Here is a 15,036-nt window from a genome sequence, read left to right as displayed (position 1 = left end):
CAGAGTGATATCACGAAGATAGCATGCTGCCGCCGCGCCCCACCAGGCAGCGGCGGCGGCGAACTCACCGGGCGTCCGGCCGGATGTTGCGGTTGAAGCGGAACAGGTTGCGCGGATCGTGCTGCGCTTTGAGCGCCGCCAGCCGGGCGTAGGTGTCGGGCCGAAAGCCTGCGCGGGTCTGCGCCTCGTCCGCCTCGGCGCCCGCCCCGTAGAGGAAGTTGAGGCTGTGCCCGAGAGTCCACGGCGCCAGCGCGGCACGGATATCGGCTCGGGTCGCGGCAGCCTCGGGGCCGGTGATGATCCGGACGACATAGGAGGCCTCACGATGGTCCACCGCGATTCCGGCGTCGCCCGGGCGGGCCGACGCGCCACCGAGATGACGGATGTCGACCACCGCCCCCGCGCCGGATTCCGGCCCAGCGGCAGCCAGCAAGGCCGCGGCGGCGTCCTCGGTGAACTCACTCAGCAGCGCGTTGGTGGCGGCGTAAGCGTGCGGGTGATCGGGGTCGCTGTGAATGGTGTGCGACTCGGTGTACGGCATCGTGCGCAGGTCGTCGGTCAGCCGTTCGCCGACCGCACGCAGCGGTGCGATCAGCCGTTCGGCTTGCTCGGCAGGCCCGTTGTACGCGATCCGGATCGAGGCGACGTACCGTCCGCGCAGTTGCGCGGGCACCGGCGGGATATCCGGGAATGCGAGCATGGCGACCGTCGAGGTGAGTTCCTCCGGCACGGTCGCGGTCCATTGCCGCCACGCGTCCAACGCCCGCTCCACCAGCGGCGTGTCGAACACCAACTGCCCGCCGTACACCGTGGTGACCGGGACCAGACCGACCTCGAGGCCGGTCACGACACCGAAGTTGCCTCCGCTGCCGAGCACGGCGCCGAACAGTTCGTCGCCCGGCGACAGCGTGCGCACCCTGCCGTCGGCGGTGACCAGCTCGATCGCCCGCACGTGCTCGGCGGCGTACCCGAACTGACGCGCGAGCAGTCCGACGCCGCCACCGAGCAGATAGCCCACCATCCCCACCGACTGCGACGAGCCGTTCAGCGGCGCCAATCCGTGCTCGGCCGCCGCGTCGACCAGCGCGCCCGCGCGGACCCCGGCGCCGATGTGGGCGGTCCCGCGTACGGGATCGATGCGGATGCCCGCCAACCGGCGCGTGCTGATCAGCACTCCCCCGTCGGCCGCGACCGACAGCCCGTGACCGGTCGCCTGTACCGCGATCGGCAACTCGTGCCGCGCCGCGTACTCCACGGCAGCGCGCACGTCCTCGGCGTGCGCAGCGCCGACGATCAGGGCGGGGCGATGCGTGTAGGCGGTCTGGAAACCGGCGATCTCCGCGTCGTAGCCCGCGTCGCCGGGACGGAAGATCGGGCCGGTGAAAGCGTCGAGGTCGATGGTCTCTGCTATGTGTCCCATGGCTTCGACGATTCCCCGACGAGTTCAATAAGTAAAACAGCCAGCTTTTCTACTTCCTATAATTGCTAGTTATGGAATTGCGGCAGCTTCGCTACTTCGTCACGGTGGCCGAGGAGGCGAACTTCACCCGCGCGGCGGCGCGGCTGCATCTGACCCAGCCCGGGCTCAGCGCCCAGATCCGTCAGTTGGAGCGCGAGCTCGGCCTGCCACTGCTCGACCGTGGCGGGCGTACGGTCACACCGACCGAGGTGGGCGCGGCCGTGCTGCCGCACGCGCGGGCGGCGCTGGCCGCCGCCGAGCGGATCACCCACACGGCGGACGAGTTCACCGGGTTGCTCCGCGGACAAGTCCGGCTCGGGCTCATCTCGGGGGCGGCGGTCGAGGAATTCGACGTCGCCGCGGTGCTCGCCGATTTCCACCGAGACCACCCGCAAGTCGGCATCAGCCTGACCGAGGACACTTCGGAGCGGATGCTCGCCGCCCTCGACCGGGGCGAACTCGATATGGCTCTGATCGGAATGACCGGCGCGGACGTCGGTCCCGGCATCGGTATCGAGGTGCTGCTGGAGACCGCGGTGGTGGCGGCGGTCGCGGCGAGGGACCTCGGCGACGGCGCCGAGATCCCGGTCAGGGCGCTGCGCGATCGTCCGCTGATCTGTCTGACGCCGGGCACCGGCATCCGCGCCGTCTTCGAGCGAGCCTGCGCGGCGGCGGGTTTCGAACCCGCCGTCGCTTACGAGGCGGCGGCGCCCGCACTCCTGCTGCGGTTGGCGGCACGCGGTCTCGGCGTGGCCGTGGTGCCCGATCTCACCGCCGAGGAGGCCGAGGCTTTCGGAGTGCGGACCATGCGCATCGTGGAACCGGAAGTGCGCGGGCGTCTCGCGCTGGCCTGGCGCACCGACCGTCCCGCGAGCCCAGCCGCCGAAGTGCTGCTCGGTCAGCTGCGAATCGCCCTGCGCGTCGACGAATGAACCGACCGGCCCGCCGGAGTGGCAAGCGCCCGCCGAGCGGGTCCATCGCATCCGCACTCTGCTGGCCACGGGCCTCAGCACTGCCACCATCGCTCATGTCCTGCCCTGCATCCTCGACACCGGCGACGGGCTGGCCGCGGCCTGTCCGGACCTGCTCGCCGATCTGCACCGGGAACGCGACAGGATCTCCGCCGCCATCGGTGAGCTCACCAGCGCACAGCACGCTTTGGACTCCATCATCCACGCCACGAAGCGATTAATCGCCGGTACCGCCGCGCCGCTCGGAGTCCGAAGGCGGGAAAGCCGCGGCAGGCAGATGCGCGGCGATGATTTTCTTCAGCTCGACCCGTCTGAAGTTGTATGAGTTTGATTGGTAAGAACGCGGTGGTGTACGGAGCGGCAGGCAGTATGGGCGGGGCAGTGGCGCGGGCGTACGCCGGCGCAGGGGCACAGGTCTATCTGGTCGGGCGCACTCGGGCGACGCTGGAAATCGTGGCCGAGGAGATCACGGCATCCGGCGGTCGCGCGAAGGTCGCAGAGGTCGACGTGTTCGATCGAACGGCTGTAGAGGCTCACGCAGACGAGATGATCGAAGAAGCCGGCTCGCTCGATATCTCCTTCAACGCGGTAGGTATGAAGGCAATCCAAGACGTGCCGCTGGTCGATATGGACCTCCAGGACTTCATGATCCCGATCATCGAGGCCGCGCGTTCACACTTCATCACCACGACCGCGGCGGCACGCCGGATGACTGCGCGGGGTAGCGGGGTCATCGTCCTGCTATCCGCTACCGCAGCCGCTGAATATCGGTACCGCATGGGTGGATTCAACATCGCTTGCGCCGGCATCGAGGCCCTCAACCGCAGCCTCGCTGGCGAAGTCGGCCGGTACGGGGTGCGCGTCGTATGCATTCGCTCCAACTTCGCCCCGGAGACCGTCCCTGGCCTGTCCGAGAACGACCCCTCCCTGCAGACCTTGATAGGCGATACCCGACTCGGGCGACTTCCCCGCCTCGCCGAGGTGGCCGACGCGGCGGTATTCGCCGCGTCCGACATGGCAGGCGCCATGACCGGCGCGGTCCTCAACCTTTCGTGTGGCGCCCTCGTCGACTGACTTCGAGACCGGGAGGCCTTCCGGGACCTGGTGCCGGATACCGCCCTCGTCGGTGACGGAAATCAAAGCAGTCGTGAAAGGAAGGCCTTCGTGCGCTGCTGGCGTGGATCGGCCAGCAGCTGCCGAGGCGGTCCCGCCTCCACGACCACGCCGCCGTCCATGAACGCCAGTTGATCGGCCACCTCGCGGGCGAATCCCATCTCATGGGTCACGACGACCATCGTCATGCCCGAGCGAGCGAGTTCGCGCATGACCGTGAGGACTTCGCCGACCAGTTCGGGATCCAGCGCGGAGGTCGGCTCGTCGAACAGCATGAGTTTGGGGTCCATGGCCAGCGCGCGGGCGATCGCCACGCGCTGCTGCTGACCGCCCGACAGTTGTGCCGGGTAGGCGTTCGCTTTGTCCGCCAGGCCGACCCGGTCGAGCAATTCCCGCGCCCTGGTCACCGCGTCGGCCTTGCGGACCTTCTTGACCTGGGTCGGCGCCTCGATGATGTTCTCCAGCGCGGTCCGATGCGGGAACAGGTTGAAGTGCTGGAACACCATGCCGATCTCGCGGCGCTGCTTGGCCGCGTCGCGCGGGTGCATCTCGTGCAGCTTGCCGTTCTTCTCCCGGTAGCCGACGATCTCGCCGTCGACGTAGAGCCGGCCCGCGTTCACCTGTTCCAAGTGGTTGATGCAGCGCAGGAAGGTGGACTTTCCCGAGCCGGACGGCCCGATGAGACACAGCACCTCACCGCGGCCCACCTCGAGCGAAACGCCCTTGAGCACCTGCAGCGCCCCGAAGTTCTTGCAGACCCGGTCCGCCACGATCATCGGAGGGGAGGTGGTCTTCTCGACGTCCACGCTCATTTCGCCTTCTCCACCTGCTGGGCGTCGGCGAGTTCCTGCAGCTGCTTGGCGGTCAGCCTGCGGGAGACGCCGCGCGAGTAATAGCGCTCCAAGTAGAACTGCCCGACCATGAGCACGCTCGTGATCGCCAAGTACCAGGTGGCGGCGACCAACAGCAGCGGAATCGGCTGGAAGTTCACGCCGTAGATATCGCGTGCCCGGCCGAAGAGGTCGGTGCTCAGCGGGATGCCGGTGACCAGCGAGGTGGTCTTCAGCATGCCGATGAGCTCATTGCCGGTCGGCGGGATGATCACGCGCATAGCTTGCGGCAGCACCGTGCGGCGCATGGTCTGATTCCAGGACATGCCGAGCGCGAACGACGCCTCCCGCTGCCCCTCGCCGACGGAGTTGATCCCGGCCCGGACGATCTCGGCCATGTAGGCGGCTTCGTTGAGGCCGAGGCCGAGCACCGCGAAGGTGAACGCGGCCTGCAGTTGCTGCACGTCGAGTTGGAAGAACTGCGGCCCGAACGGAACGCCCAACTGGATCTGGCTGTAGAGCGAGGGGACCAACCCCCAGAACACCAGCTGCACGAACACCGGGGTGCCGCGGAAGATCCAGAGATACACCCACGCCGTGGCGCGCAATACCGGGTTCGGCGACAGCCGCATCACGGCCAGCATCGTCCCGAGCGCGACCGCGATCGCCATCGCGCACACCGTCAGTTCCAGCGTCACGATGGCGCCCGCGGTGATCCGGCTGTCGAACAGATACTTCCAGTAGGTGTCCCAGCGATAGGCCGGGTTCGTCGCGGCGCCGTAGACGAACAGCGCCACCAGGACGAGGATGACCGCCGCCGCTATCCAGCGCCCCGGCCTGCGCAGCGGAACCGCTTTGATCGGCTCCGGCTCCCGCGTCGAATCCACTCCGCCGGGCCCGGGATCACCGGGCGCAGGCCAAGTGTCGTTGTCCGCCATCGATCAGCTCACGGCGCCGTTGATGACGGACGTGGTGATGGCGCCTTCCTGGACACCCCAGTTCTTCGTGATCTCGAGGTACTTGCCGTTGTCGATCAGGTGCTGGACGGCCTTTTGCAGCACGGCGGCCAGCGGCGCGCCCTTGGGCACCGCCCAGCCGTAGGGTGCGGAGTCGAACACCGGCCCCGCGGTCTCGAGCTTGCCGCCGCTCTGCTTGATCGCGTACGCGGTCACCGGGGAGTCGGCCGACATGGCGTCGACCTGACCGAGAACCAGCGCGTTGGTCGCGGCGCTCTGCTCGTCGAACGGCTTGATATCGATCGCGGGCTTGCCCTCCGCGACGCACTTGGCGCTCTTGGCGGGCACCTCCTCGGTGTGCTCCACGGTCGTGGCCTGGACGGCGACCTTCTTGCCGCAGGCGTTCTCCGGGTCGACCGGCTTGCCCTTCTGCTGGGCCCACTGGACACCCGCGTTGAAGTAGGTGGTGAAGTCGACCTGCTGCTCGCGTTCCTTGGAGTCGGTGATCGATGACATGCCCACGTCGTAGGTACCGGCCTGGATGGCGGGGATGATCTTCTCGAAGGCCGACTCGACGTATTCGGCCTTCACGCCGAGCACGGAGGCGACCGCGTCCATCAGGTCCACGTCGAAGCCGACGATCCGGCCGCTGGCGTCCCTGTACTCGTTCGGCTGATAGGGGACGTTCACGCCGACCACGAGTTTGCCGGACTGCTTGATCTTGTCGGGCAGCTGCGCGGCGATCTCTTCGACCTTGTCCACCTGCACCTTGGCCACCGAGGGTCCGGTTTCCTCGGTGTTGGTGGTACATCCGGTCAACACGAGCGCGCCCGCGGCGAGCGCGCCCGTGGCGGCTCGCAGGACGCGCCTGCCGAGAAACGATCGATCAGACACAGCAGTCCTCCACATTTTTGCTCCACGCAACCCGGGCGTCACCACCCGTTTGGCAATCTAAGCGACCGGGACGCTCCGCGCTGGACAGTAATGCAACAGCAACACGAAACCGTCGCCGGTCCCGTGCCGCCGCACCGGCCCGACACCCTACCCCGTTGCCAGCTGACCTGCGGGTTCGGGTTGCGGCGGCCTGGTCGGGCGCGACACCGGCGTGGATCCGCGTTCCGTCCCGGCACACCCGCTCGGGCTACCAGCGATGCACCCTGGCGCACACCTGTTCGGTGAACTCGCTGGTCGATGCGAGTCCCCCCAGGTCGGCGGTGGCGATGCCCGCCTCGAAGGTCGCGGCGACCGCCCGCTCGATCCGCTCACCCGCCCGCGCCAGGGTCACCTCCGCGTCCCGGGTCGCCAACCAGCGCAACAGCATCGCCGACGACAGCTGCAACGCTGCCGGGTTCGCGCGGTTGTGCCCGGCCAGCGACGGCGCGGCCCCGTGCACCGCCTGGGCCATCGCCGTGGTGGCCGAGCAGTTGAGCGACGCGGCCAGGCCGAGCGACCCGCTCAGTTCCCCGGCCAGGTCGGACAGGATGTCACCGAACAGATTCTCGGTGACCAGGACGTCGTAGTCGGCGGCGGCGCGGACGAGATGCGCCGCCGCCGCGTCGACATGTTCGTCGTCCACCTCGACGCCCGGGTACGCGAGTCCGACCTCCCGGCAGACGTCGCGGAACAGTCCCATCGTCAACGGCAGGACATTGGCCTTGTGCACGATCGTCACCCGCTTGCGTCGTGTCGTGGCCAGCCGGAACGCCTGATGCGCGATCCGCTCACAGGCGGCACGGGTCACCAGCCCGACCGACATCGCGATATCGGGCGTGGGCCCGAACTCGCCCACTCCGGCGAACATGTTCCGGTCGGCGTAGAAACCTTCGCTGTTCTCCCGGACGATCACCAGGTCGATGCCCGGCGCCGCCGCGTGCACACCGGCGAACGCCCGCGCGGGACGGATGTTGGCGTAGAGGTCGAAACGCTTGCGGATCACGCCGCCCGGCGCGATGCGGTGTTCGGCGGGATACGACGCGTTGTCGTGCGGGCCGAGAATCCACGCGTCCACCCCGGCCAGCTGCTCGAGTGTCTGCTCCGGCAGCGGGGCGCCGAATTCGGCGATGGCAGCGTGGCCCATGGCCAGCGGCACCCAGTCGACCGGCGCGGCGCCCACCGCCGACAACGCCTCGTCGACCACCTGCCTGGCGGCTCGCACCACCTCGGGGCCGATGCCGTCGCCGTCGATCAGGCCGAGCCGCAGTGCCCGCCCCTCCCGAGGTTGATTCACGTCGTTCACCGGGACATCCTCCCGCCGACATGCCCGGGTGCCGGAACCGGCCCGCGGCAACGCCGGATGCGGTTACCTTCGGGGACCATGGTGCAGTCGGTCGAACTACTCCTCGACGAGGCCGCCGACACCGAGATCCGCCGCCAGTGGCAGATGCTCGCGGAGGCCGGTGTGGCGAGCCTGGCCGCGCGCACCGACGAGTCCAACCGTCCGCACATCACCGCCGCGGTGGCCAGGCAGATCTGGCCGCGCATCGAGCAGGCCCTGGACGAGCTGGCCTTCGCGCCGATCCCCGTGCGGCTCGGCGGACTGGTGGTCTTCGGTGCGCGCCGTCCGATCCTGGTGCGACTGGTGGTGCCGTCCGAGGCGCTGCTCGCGTTGCACCGGCGGATCTTCCACACGATTTCCCCGTGTCCCGGCGTTCCGGCCAATGTGCACCCGGACGCGTGGACGCCGCACATCACCCTGGCCAGGCGGGTGCCCCCGCACCTGCTCGGCGAGGCGATCCACGCCGTGGCCGGTGACCGGGATTTTCCGGCGACGGTGCTGGGTATCCGTCGGTGGGACGGGGATCAGCGGCGCGAATGGCCGGTCGGCCGGATCCGCCGTGGAAGATAACCGAGGAAGCCCGCGTTGTAGCAGGCATACCGAGACGAGAGGATGTCATGGCCACCCAGACGCTGACCCAGCACAATTTCGATGAGGTAGTCACCGGAAACGACGTGGTACTCGTCGATTTCTGGGCCGATTGGTGCGGTCCGTGCAAGAGTTTCGCACCGACTTTCGAGGCCTCCTCCGACAAGCACCCCGACGTGGTGCACGGAAAGGTCGACACCGAATCCGAGCAGGGCCTGGCGGCGGCTGCCAACATCCGCTCGATCCCGACCATCATGGCCTTCCGGGAGGGCGTGCTGGTGTTCGCGCAGCCCGGCGCATTGCCGCCCGCCGCGCTCGAGGATCTGGTGACCCAGGTCAAGGCGCTGGATATGGACGAGGTGCGCAAGCAGCTCGCCGAGCAGCAGGCGGCTGCCGAGAACCAAGCCGGACAGTGATCCGCGCGGCGCGGTGAAACACTGCGCCGCAACGATTTTCACTCGGGCCCGGGGACGGACGCGCGGGAGCGAAGTCCGCGTCCGGGCCCACTCCCCACGGTGACGGGGGCGGCAGGCTGCCTCCCCGCGGTCCGTGCGTGATCTCAGGACACGCCGAGCAAGTTGACGCCCGCGATCATGGCGCGAACCGTCGATTCCGCGCCGTCATCGGCGATCGCCGCGCCCCAGCCGCGCCTGCCGTTGCATTCGCACCGCACGAAGGTGGCGGTGCCGTCCGCGGTGCGCCGCTGGTGGAATTGCAGAATCTCCACGGGGTAGCCCTCCTCGTAGAGAGCCGAGGTCAGCGCGGCGACCGGGCTGCCGGTGGCCACGACGGTCCGCAGATGGTCGGCGAACTCCAGCGTGGCGGTGAACTCCGCGGTGCGCGCGCCCGCAGGAGACCACTCACCGAGGCGGATCGGACCGCCGTCCGCGCAGTAGCGGCTGTGGAACTCTGCCGAGGTCAGCCCGGCGGCTTCGGCGCGTAAGCCCTTGGGAGCGGCGGCGTGGAACATGTCTGTATCAAGAGTAAGGATGGTCATTGAAAGTAGGTCTTCCCGGAGAATGTCGTGGTTCAGTTGACAGAGGGGACCAGCACTAACAAGTGAAAAAGCCCGCAGCGAGGGGGCCGGCCCGAATCAGACCCCGCTACGGCGGGGTACTACGAGGACTCGGGGACGCGGCGCCACCATCGCGGTGAGCGGAAGTAGCTCGGCGCGAACCTCGGGCTCGAAGGCGGTAGCCTGCGTCACCACGGAGGGCCCGATGAGCGACGCCGAAAGCAGAGCGCTGTCGCGGTCTGCGACGGTGAGCGCTGCGCTGCGGCGGTCGGCGGGATTCGGCACGGCATCGAGAATAGGGACATCGCGACGCAATAGCAACCACATTCGATGCCCGATTTGTCTACTGACGAGTACCGTTCGTGCAGTTCAGGCCGCTGCGGGCGGAACGAGGGTAGCGTCGGTGACATGGGTCTCCTCGTCGCGATGACCATTCCGGGTCTGGCCGTCCTGCTCATCCTGTTCGCCTTCGCCGAAGTCGCCTGGAACAAGCTCACCGGTAGCCGCGCGCTGCCCTGGACCCGCAAGCGGTCCGGCCGCCCGGTGGCGGCCGCAGGCTTCGAAGAAGTCACGGCGGTTTTCCAAGGCGGCAAACACCACGAGTTCGAGCAGCGGCTGACGACACTGATGCACCGCGAGGACAAGTCCGACGGCGCGCCGCCCCGCGACGAGGTAGATCTCGCCCACGGTTCGGCCCGCCTGGTCGGGCAGCGGCCTTCGGGAAGCCGGACTTCGTGAACATGGTCGGCCGTAGGGAGATCCGGGCGCCGTCTTCCGGATCGCACTGTGCGGGCGGATTCGCCCCCTAGCGGGGAAGAACCTCGTTCAGCTTGCCGGTGGCGACATCGAAGACGAACCCGCGGATCGAATCCTTGTGCGGCACGAACGGGCTGGCGACGATGCGCGCGATCGATTGACGCACATCGGTTTCCAGGTCCGAGAACGCCTCCGCCGCCCACTCGGGCTTGATCCCGGTCTCCTCCTGGATGCTCGCCTTGAAGTCGTCGTCGGCGAAGGTGAGCATGCCGCAATCGGTGTGGTGGATCAGGATGATCTCCCTCGTGCCGAGCAGCCGCTGGCTGATGGCCAGCGAGCGGATCTCGTCGGGAGTGACGACGCCGCCCGCATTGCGGATGACGTGCGCCTCGCCTTCGGCGAGGCCGAGCGCGCCGTAGACGTTGAGCCGCGCGTCCATGCACGCGACCACGGCCACGCCCTTGGCGGGCGGCAGCGGCAGCGGGCCTCGGAAGGTGCTCGAATAGGCGGCGTTGTTCTCCAGGTACTCGTCGGTGACAGTCATGGGCCATCCCCTGCGCTCGGTATGCGTGAATCCCTCTGTGTGATCAGCCCAACGGTAGGTGGCCGCGCAGTATGGGACAGCGGTCCCGTTCACCGTGATTCATTCACTTGCACGCGGCGGCCCGATGATAGCTCGCCGATTGCCCCATGCCGGGCCCGTGCGGTCGGGCCCGGCATGTCCGGTGCGGTGCGCGGAGCCGGTCAGTGCGCGGCGGAGTCCCAGCTGTGGCCGACGCCGACCGAGACCTCCAGCGGCACCGAGAGGGCGATGGCGGAGGACATCTGTTCGCGTGCCAGCGCCTCGAGCACCTCCCGCTCGCCGTCGGCTACCTCGAACAACAGTTCGTCGTGGATCTGCAACAGCATCCGCGAGCGCAAACCGGCCTCGTTCATGGCCCGGTGCACGTTGATCATCGCCACCTTGATGATGTCGGCCGCGGTGCCCTGGATCGGGGCGTTGAGCGCCATCCGTTCTGCCGATTCCCGGCGCTGCCGGTTGCTGGAGTCCAGGTCGGGCAGGTAGCGGCGGCGGCCGAACAGCGTCTCGGTGTAGCCGACCTTGCGCGCCTGCTCCACCACCTCGTACAGGTAGTCGCGGATGCGGCCGAAGCGGGCGAAGTAGACCTCCATCTGCTCCTTCGCCTCGGTGGTGCTGATCTTCAACTGCGCGGACAGACCGTAGGAGCTCAATCCGTAGGCCAAGCCGTAGGACATCGCCTTGATCCGGCGGCGCAGTTCCGGACCGACCTCGGAGATCGGGATGTCGAACGCTTTCGACGCCACGAAAGTGTGCAGGTCCTCACCGGAGTTGAACGCCTCGATCAGCCCCTCGTCCCCGGACAGGTGCGCCATGATCCGCATCTCGATCTGGCTGTAGTCCGCGGTCATCAGCGACTGGTAGCCGGAGCCGACCACGAATGTGTCGCGGATCTGCCTGCCGGTGTCGGTGCGGATGGGAATGTTCTGCAGGTTCGGTTCGGTCGAGGACAGCCGACCGGTGGCCGCGATCGTCTGGTTGAACGTGGTGTGGATGCGACCGTCCTCGGCGACGCACTTGAGCAGGCCGTCGACGGTGACCTTCAGGCGGGTGGCGTCGCGATGCGCGAGCAGATGCTCCAGGAACGGGTGCTGGGTCTTCTCGTAGAGCGACTCCAGCGCGTCCGCGTCGGTGGTGTAGCCGGTCTTGGTGCGCTTGGTCTTCGGCATGTCCAGCTCGTCGAACAGCACCACCTGCAACTGCTTGGGCGAGCCCAGGTTGATCTGCTTGCCGATCACCTCGTAGGCCGCCTCGGCCGCATCTGCCACCCGGTCGGCGAACTGCCGCTGCAGCGTCGCGAGCTGGTCGGTGTCCACCGCGATGCCCGCCTCCTCCAAAGCGGACAGCACACCCAGCAGCGGCAGCTCCATGTCCGCCAGCAGCGGGATGGATTCGATCTTCGCCAGTTCCTCGTCGAGCGCGTCGGCCAGGTCGGCGACGGCACGCGCGCGCAACATCTGCGCCCGCGCCAACTCGGCGTCGACGGCGTCCTCCTCGTCGAGCAGTGACAGCTGCGCGGTCTCGCCGGCCTCGGCGCGCAGCTCTCGGTGCAGGTAGCGCAACGACAGGTCATCGAGGTTGAAGGTGCGCTGACCGGGGCGGACAAGATACGCCGCCAGCGCGGTGTCGCTGGTCAGCCCGCCGAGAGTCCAGCCGCGACCGCGCAGCGCGTGCAGGGCGGCCTTGGCCTCGTGCAGTGCCTTCGGCACGGCCGGGTCGGCGAGCCAAGCGCCCAGCGCGGCTTCGTCTTCCGGGGTGAGCACCGTGACGTCGATGTAGCCGCTTTCGCCGTCACCCGCCGCGATGGCCAGCGCTCGGACGTCACCACCGGCCGGAGAGCCCGTGCCGACGATCGATACACCATGGCGCGCACCGGCTTTCGCATGCTCGGCCAGCCAGCCCGCGACCGCGCCGATCTCCAGCGCGCCGCCGCTGATCTCGAATCCCGACTCCGCCTCCGGCTCCGGCGGCGCCAGCGTCTCGAACAGCCGGTCGCGCAGCACGCGGAACTCGAGATCGTCGAACAACTGATGGATCTTCTCGCGATCCCACGGCCCCTGCGCCAGCTGATCGGGGGTGTAGGGCAGCGGCACGTCCCGCATCAGCTCGGTGAGCTGCCGGTTGAGCACCACGCTGCTCAGATTCGCCCGCAGCGCGTCGCCGACCTTGCCTTTCACCTGGTCGACCTTCTCCACCAGGACGTTGAGGTCACCGTACTCACGAATCCACTTGGCGGCGGTCTTCTCCCCCACGCCGGGAATGCCGGGCAGGTTGTCGCTGGGGTCGCCGCGCAGCGCCGCGTAGTCGGGGTACTGGTTCGGCGTGAGGCCGTATTTGGCCATCACCTCTTCCGGAGTGAACCGGGTCAGGTCCGATACGCCTTTGCGCGGGTACAAGACGGTGACGTTCTCGTCCACCAGCTGGATGGCGTCCCGGTCACCGGTGACGATGAACACGCGGAAACCCGCGGCCGTCGCCTGCGTGGTGAGCGTGGCGATGATGTCGTCGGCCTCGAAGCCCTCGATGGCCATCACCGGGATGCCCAACGCCCCGAGCACGTCCTTGGTGAGCTCGACCTGGCCGCGGAACTCGTCCGGCGTGGTGGTGCGATTGGCCTTGTACTCCGGGTACGCCTCGGCACGGAAGGTCTGGCGCGAGACGTCGAACGCCGCGGCAACGTGTGTCGGCTTCTCGTCGCGCAGCAGGTTGATCAGCATCGCGGTGAAGCCGTAGACCGCGTTCGTGGTCTGCCCGGTGACCGTCTTGAAGTTTTCCGCCGGTAGCGCGAAGAACGCGCGATAGGCGATCGAATGCCCATCCAGCAACAGCAGCGTCGGCCGGTCCCCCGAACCGGGATCGATGGAGCCGGACGCGGGGGCAGGACGCGGAGCGGTCGTGGGTGAACTCACGCCCCAGAGTCTAGGGACCGGCACCGACAAGGCCATACGCCGACACCCGGCTGACCGACGGTCGGCGGCGCGCCGATCCCACCTGCGGCCCGGTCGGTACGCGGACCGCTCATTCACCCCTCGCCGTGCGGGTTGAAATGCGATGATAGAGACAGACTTCCATAAGGAGCCGCCATGAAATCGCCCGCCGAGATTCCCCCGGTTTCCGCTCCGGCATCCGCGCTCGACCTGGCCCTGGAGCGATTGCACGCTCCGCGAGCCGCGGACTGCGCGGCCTACGCCCACAGTTCGAACGGGCGCGCGGTCACCGCCGTCCGCGCCCCACGACAAGACCGGTAATCCGGATACAGAGATGTCGGCGGATCTGCCGTGGCCGGGCTTCTCCTCGGCTCCGGCGCGGCCGACCGGCGGATTCCGTCCGTTACGCGAGTTCGTTCTCAAGGTTCAGTCCCGGTGCAATCTGGACTGCGACTACTGCTACGTCTATCACTTGGCGGATCAGTCGTGGCGCAACCAACCGCGCGGTATGGCGCCGGAAATCGTCGCCGCTGTCGGCGACCGCATCGCCGAGCACGCCCGTACACACGATCTGGACAGTGTGACCGTCCGGCTGCACGGTGGAGAACCTCTGCTCGCAGGCCCTGACTACCTTGTGCGGATCGTCGACGAGCTGCGCCACCGACTGGCGCCCACCCGTGTCGTCGCTTCGGTTCAGACCAACGGCGTGCGGCTGGACGCGGTGGCCGCCGACCGCCTGATCGCAGCCGATATCGGCATCGGGATCAGCCTGGACGGAGACCGGAAGGCCAACGACCTCCACCGGCGTTTCCGTAACGGCAGGTCCAGCTACGACACCGTCGTGGCGGCGATCGAGCTCATGCGTGAGCCGGAGCGGAGCGCGTATTTCAGCGGCGTCCTCTGCACCATCCAACTCGAGGCCGATCCGCTCGACGTCTGGCGGGCTTTGCGGGATAGGAATCTGCCCGCGGTCGATTTCCTGCTCCCGCACGGCACGTGGGAGAACCCGCCGCCCGGTCTGGTTCCCGGCGACGGTCGTACTCCGTACGCCGACTGGCTGATACCCATCTTCGATGAGTGGTTCGATGCGGCCGAATGTCCCTGCGGGGTACGTATATTCGAGGATTTGGTGCATCTGGTGCTCGGTGGTACCGAAAGCTATGAATCGTTCGGGCTGGATCCGGTGGCGCTCGTGGTCATCGAGACCGATGGTTCATACGAACAGGTGGACAGCATGAAAGCCGTGCACGACGGCGCAGCGGCCACCGGCCTGCATGTCCTGCGGCACGCACTCGACGACGTGCTGCGACTACCGTCCTTCGTAGCCAGGCAGCAGGGAATCGACGCGCTGTCGCCCATCTGTCGCTCCTGCGCACACCACCGGATCTGCGGTGGCGGCCTCTACCCCCATCGGTATCGGCCGGAGAACGGGTTCGGCAATCCGTCCGTCTATTGCGCCGACCTGTTCGCCATGATCACTCATATAGAGCAGCGGGTTGCCGACGGCTTGGCGCGGCGCGGGACCTCACTCGCCGCAATCCGCGCCACCCGCAGCAGGTAGCAGCC

At 68.0% G+C, this 15,036-nt stretch carries 16 protein-coding genes; 7 read left to right on the top strand and 9 right to left on the bottom strand.

Annotated features, from left to right (window positions below; translation table 11 throughout):
- Positions 1–64: 64 nt before the first annotated feature.
- Positions 65–1,420, bottom strand: a complete 1,356-nt coding sequence (locus GVY39_RS12700; protein WP_159923850.1) for an FAD-binding oxidoreductase — start codon at positions 1,418–1,420, stop codon at positions 65–67.
- A gap of 71 nt (positions 1,421–1,491) precedes the next feature.
- Here GVY39_RS12700 and GVY39_RS12695 point away from each other — a divergent pair, with 71 nt between their 5' ends.
- On the top strand, positions 1,492–2,391 hold the full coding sequence (locus tag GVY39_RS12695; RefSeq protein ID WP_159923848.1) for a LysR family transcriptional regulator: 900 nt from the start codon (positions 1,492–1,494) through the stop codon (positions 2,389–2,391).
- A gap of 360 nt (positions 2,392–2,751) precedes the next feature.
- Positions 2,752–3,504, top strand: coding sequence for an SDR family NAD(P)-dependent oxidoreductase (locus GVY39_RS12690; protein ID WP_159923846.1), 753 nt, complete (start codon positions 2,752–2,754; stop codon positions 3,502–3,504).
- Positions 3,505–3,566: 62 nt separating this feature from the next.
- Here GVY39_RS12690 and GVY39_RS12685 read toward each other — a convergent pair whose 3' ends face one another.
- The 4 genes from GVY39_RS12685 to GVY39_RS12670 all read right to left on the bottom strand — a co-directional run bounded on the left by GVY39_RS12685 (position 3,567) and on the right by GVY39_RS12670 (position 7,565).
- Positions 3,567–4,319 (bottom strand): amino acid ABC transporter ATP-binding protein, encoded by a 753-nt coding sequence (locus GVY39_RS12685; protein ID WP_159924036.1) that lies wholly within the window; start codon positions 4,317–4,319, stop codon positions 3,567–3,569.
- A 32-nt stretch (positions 4,320–4,351) separates the two neighbouring features.
- On the bottom strand, positions 4,352–5,311 hold the full coding sequence (locus GVY39_RS12680) for an amino acid ABC transporter permease (RefSeq protein WP_159923844.1): 960 nt from the start codon (positions 5,309–5,311) through the stop codon (positions 4,352–4,354).
- A 3-nt stretch (positions 5,312–5,314) separates the two neighbouring features.
- Positions 5,315–6,238 (bottom strand): ABC transporter substrate-binding protein, encoded by a 924-nt coding sequence (locus tag GVY39_RS12675; RefSeq protein ID WP_159923842.1) that lies wholly within the window; start codon positions 6,236–6,238, stop codon positions 5,315–5,317.
- A gap of 232 nt (positions 6,239–6,470) precedes the next feature.
- Positions 6,471–7,565, bottom strand: a complete 1,095-nt coding sequence (locus tag GVY39_RS12670; protein ID WP_159923840.1) for an isocitrate/isopropylmalate dehydrogenase family protein — start codon at positions 7,563–7,565, stop codon at positions 6,471–6,473.
- 78 nt (positions 7,566–7,643) lie between these two features.
- Between GVY39_RS12670 and GVY39_RS12665 the strand changes: the two genes are divergently transcribed.
- A complete protein-coding gene (locus GVY39_RS12665; RefSeq protein WP_159923838.1) occupies positions 7,644–8,174 on the top strand; it encodes a 2'-5' RNA ligase family protein in 531 nt (176 codons plus the stop codon).
- Between the two features lie 47 nt (positions 8,175–8,221).
- Positions 8,222–8,608, top strand: a complete 387-nt coding sequence (gene trxA / locus GVY39_RS12660; RefSeq protein ID WP_159923836.1) for a thioredoxin — start codon at positions 8,222–8,224, stop codon at positions 8,606–8,608.
- 143 nt (positions 8,609–8,751) lie between these two features.
- On the opposite strand, the gene GVY39_RS12655 is transcribed toward trxA, so the two are convergent.
- Positions 8,752–9,162, bottom strand: a complete 411-nt coding sequence (locus tag GVY39_RS12655; protein ID WP_236565426.1) for an alpha-isopropylmalate synthase regulatory domain-containing protein — start codon at positions 9,160–9,162, stop codon at positions 8,752–8,754.
- 123 nt (positions 9,163–9,285) lie between these two features.
- On the bottom strand, positions 9,286–9,492 hold the full coding sequence (locus GVY39_RS12650) for a hypothetical protein (RefSeq protein WP_159923832.1): 207 nt from the start codon (positions 9,490–9,492) through the stop codon (positions 9,286–9,288).
- A 123-nt stretch (positions 9,493–9,615) separates the two neighbouring features.
- Here GVY39_RS12650 and GVY39_RS12645 point away from each other — a divergent pair, with 123 nt between their 5' ends.
- Entirely contained in the window at positions 9,616–9,945 is a 330-nt protein-coding gene (locus tag GVY39_RS12645) for a DUF6191 domain-containing protein (RefSeq protein WP_159923830.1), read from the top strand.
- Positions 9,946–10,012: 67 nt separating this feature from the next.
- Here the strand turns inward: GVY39_RS12645 and GVY39_RS12640 are convergent, their stop codons facing one another.
- Together GVY39_RS12640 and polA are read right to left on the bottom strand one after the other, a co-directional pair.
- Entirely contained in the window at positions 10,013–10,507 is a 495-nt protein-coding gene (locus GVY39_RS12640) for a carbonic anhydrase (RefSeq protein ID WP_159923829.1), read from the bottom strand.
- 200 nt (positions 10,508–10,707) lie between these two features.
- Positions 10,708–13,488 (bottom strand): DNA polymerase I, encoded by a 2,781-nt coding sequence (gene polA / locus GVY39_RS12635; protein ID WP_159923827.1) that lies wholly within the window; start codon positions 13,486–13,488, stop codon positions 10,708–10,710.
- 138 nt (positions 13,489–13,626) lie between these two features.
- On the opposite strand from polA, the gene GVY39_RS12630 reads away from it, so the two are divergent.
- Both GVY39_RS12630 and GVY39_RS12625 read left to right on the top strand, forming a co-directional pair.
- A complete protein-coding gene (locus GVY39_RS12630; RefSeq protein ID WP_159923825.1) occupies positions 13,627–13,791 on the top strand; it encodes a hypothetical protein in 165 nt (54 codons plus the stop codon).
- Between the two features lie 13 nt (positions 13,792–13,804).
- On the top strand, positions 13,805–15,031 hold the full coding sequence (locus GVY39_RS12625) for an FxsB family cyclophane-forming radical SAM/SPASM peptide maturase (RefSeq protein WP_159923823.1): 1,227 nt from the start codon (positions 13,805–13,807) through the stop codon (positions 15,029–15,031).
- Positions 15,032–15,036 lie beyond the last annotated feature (5 nt).

Origin of the sequence: Nocardia sp. CY15 (assembly GCF_009829295.1) — a bacterium.
GTDB classification, from domain to species: domain Bacteria; phylum Actinomycetota; class Actinomycetes; order Mycobacteriales; family Mycobacteriaceae; genus Nocardia; species Nocardia sputi.
This window is presented reverse-complemented; position numbering and strand designations above follow the sequence as displayed.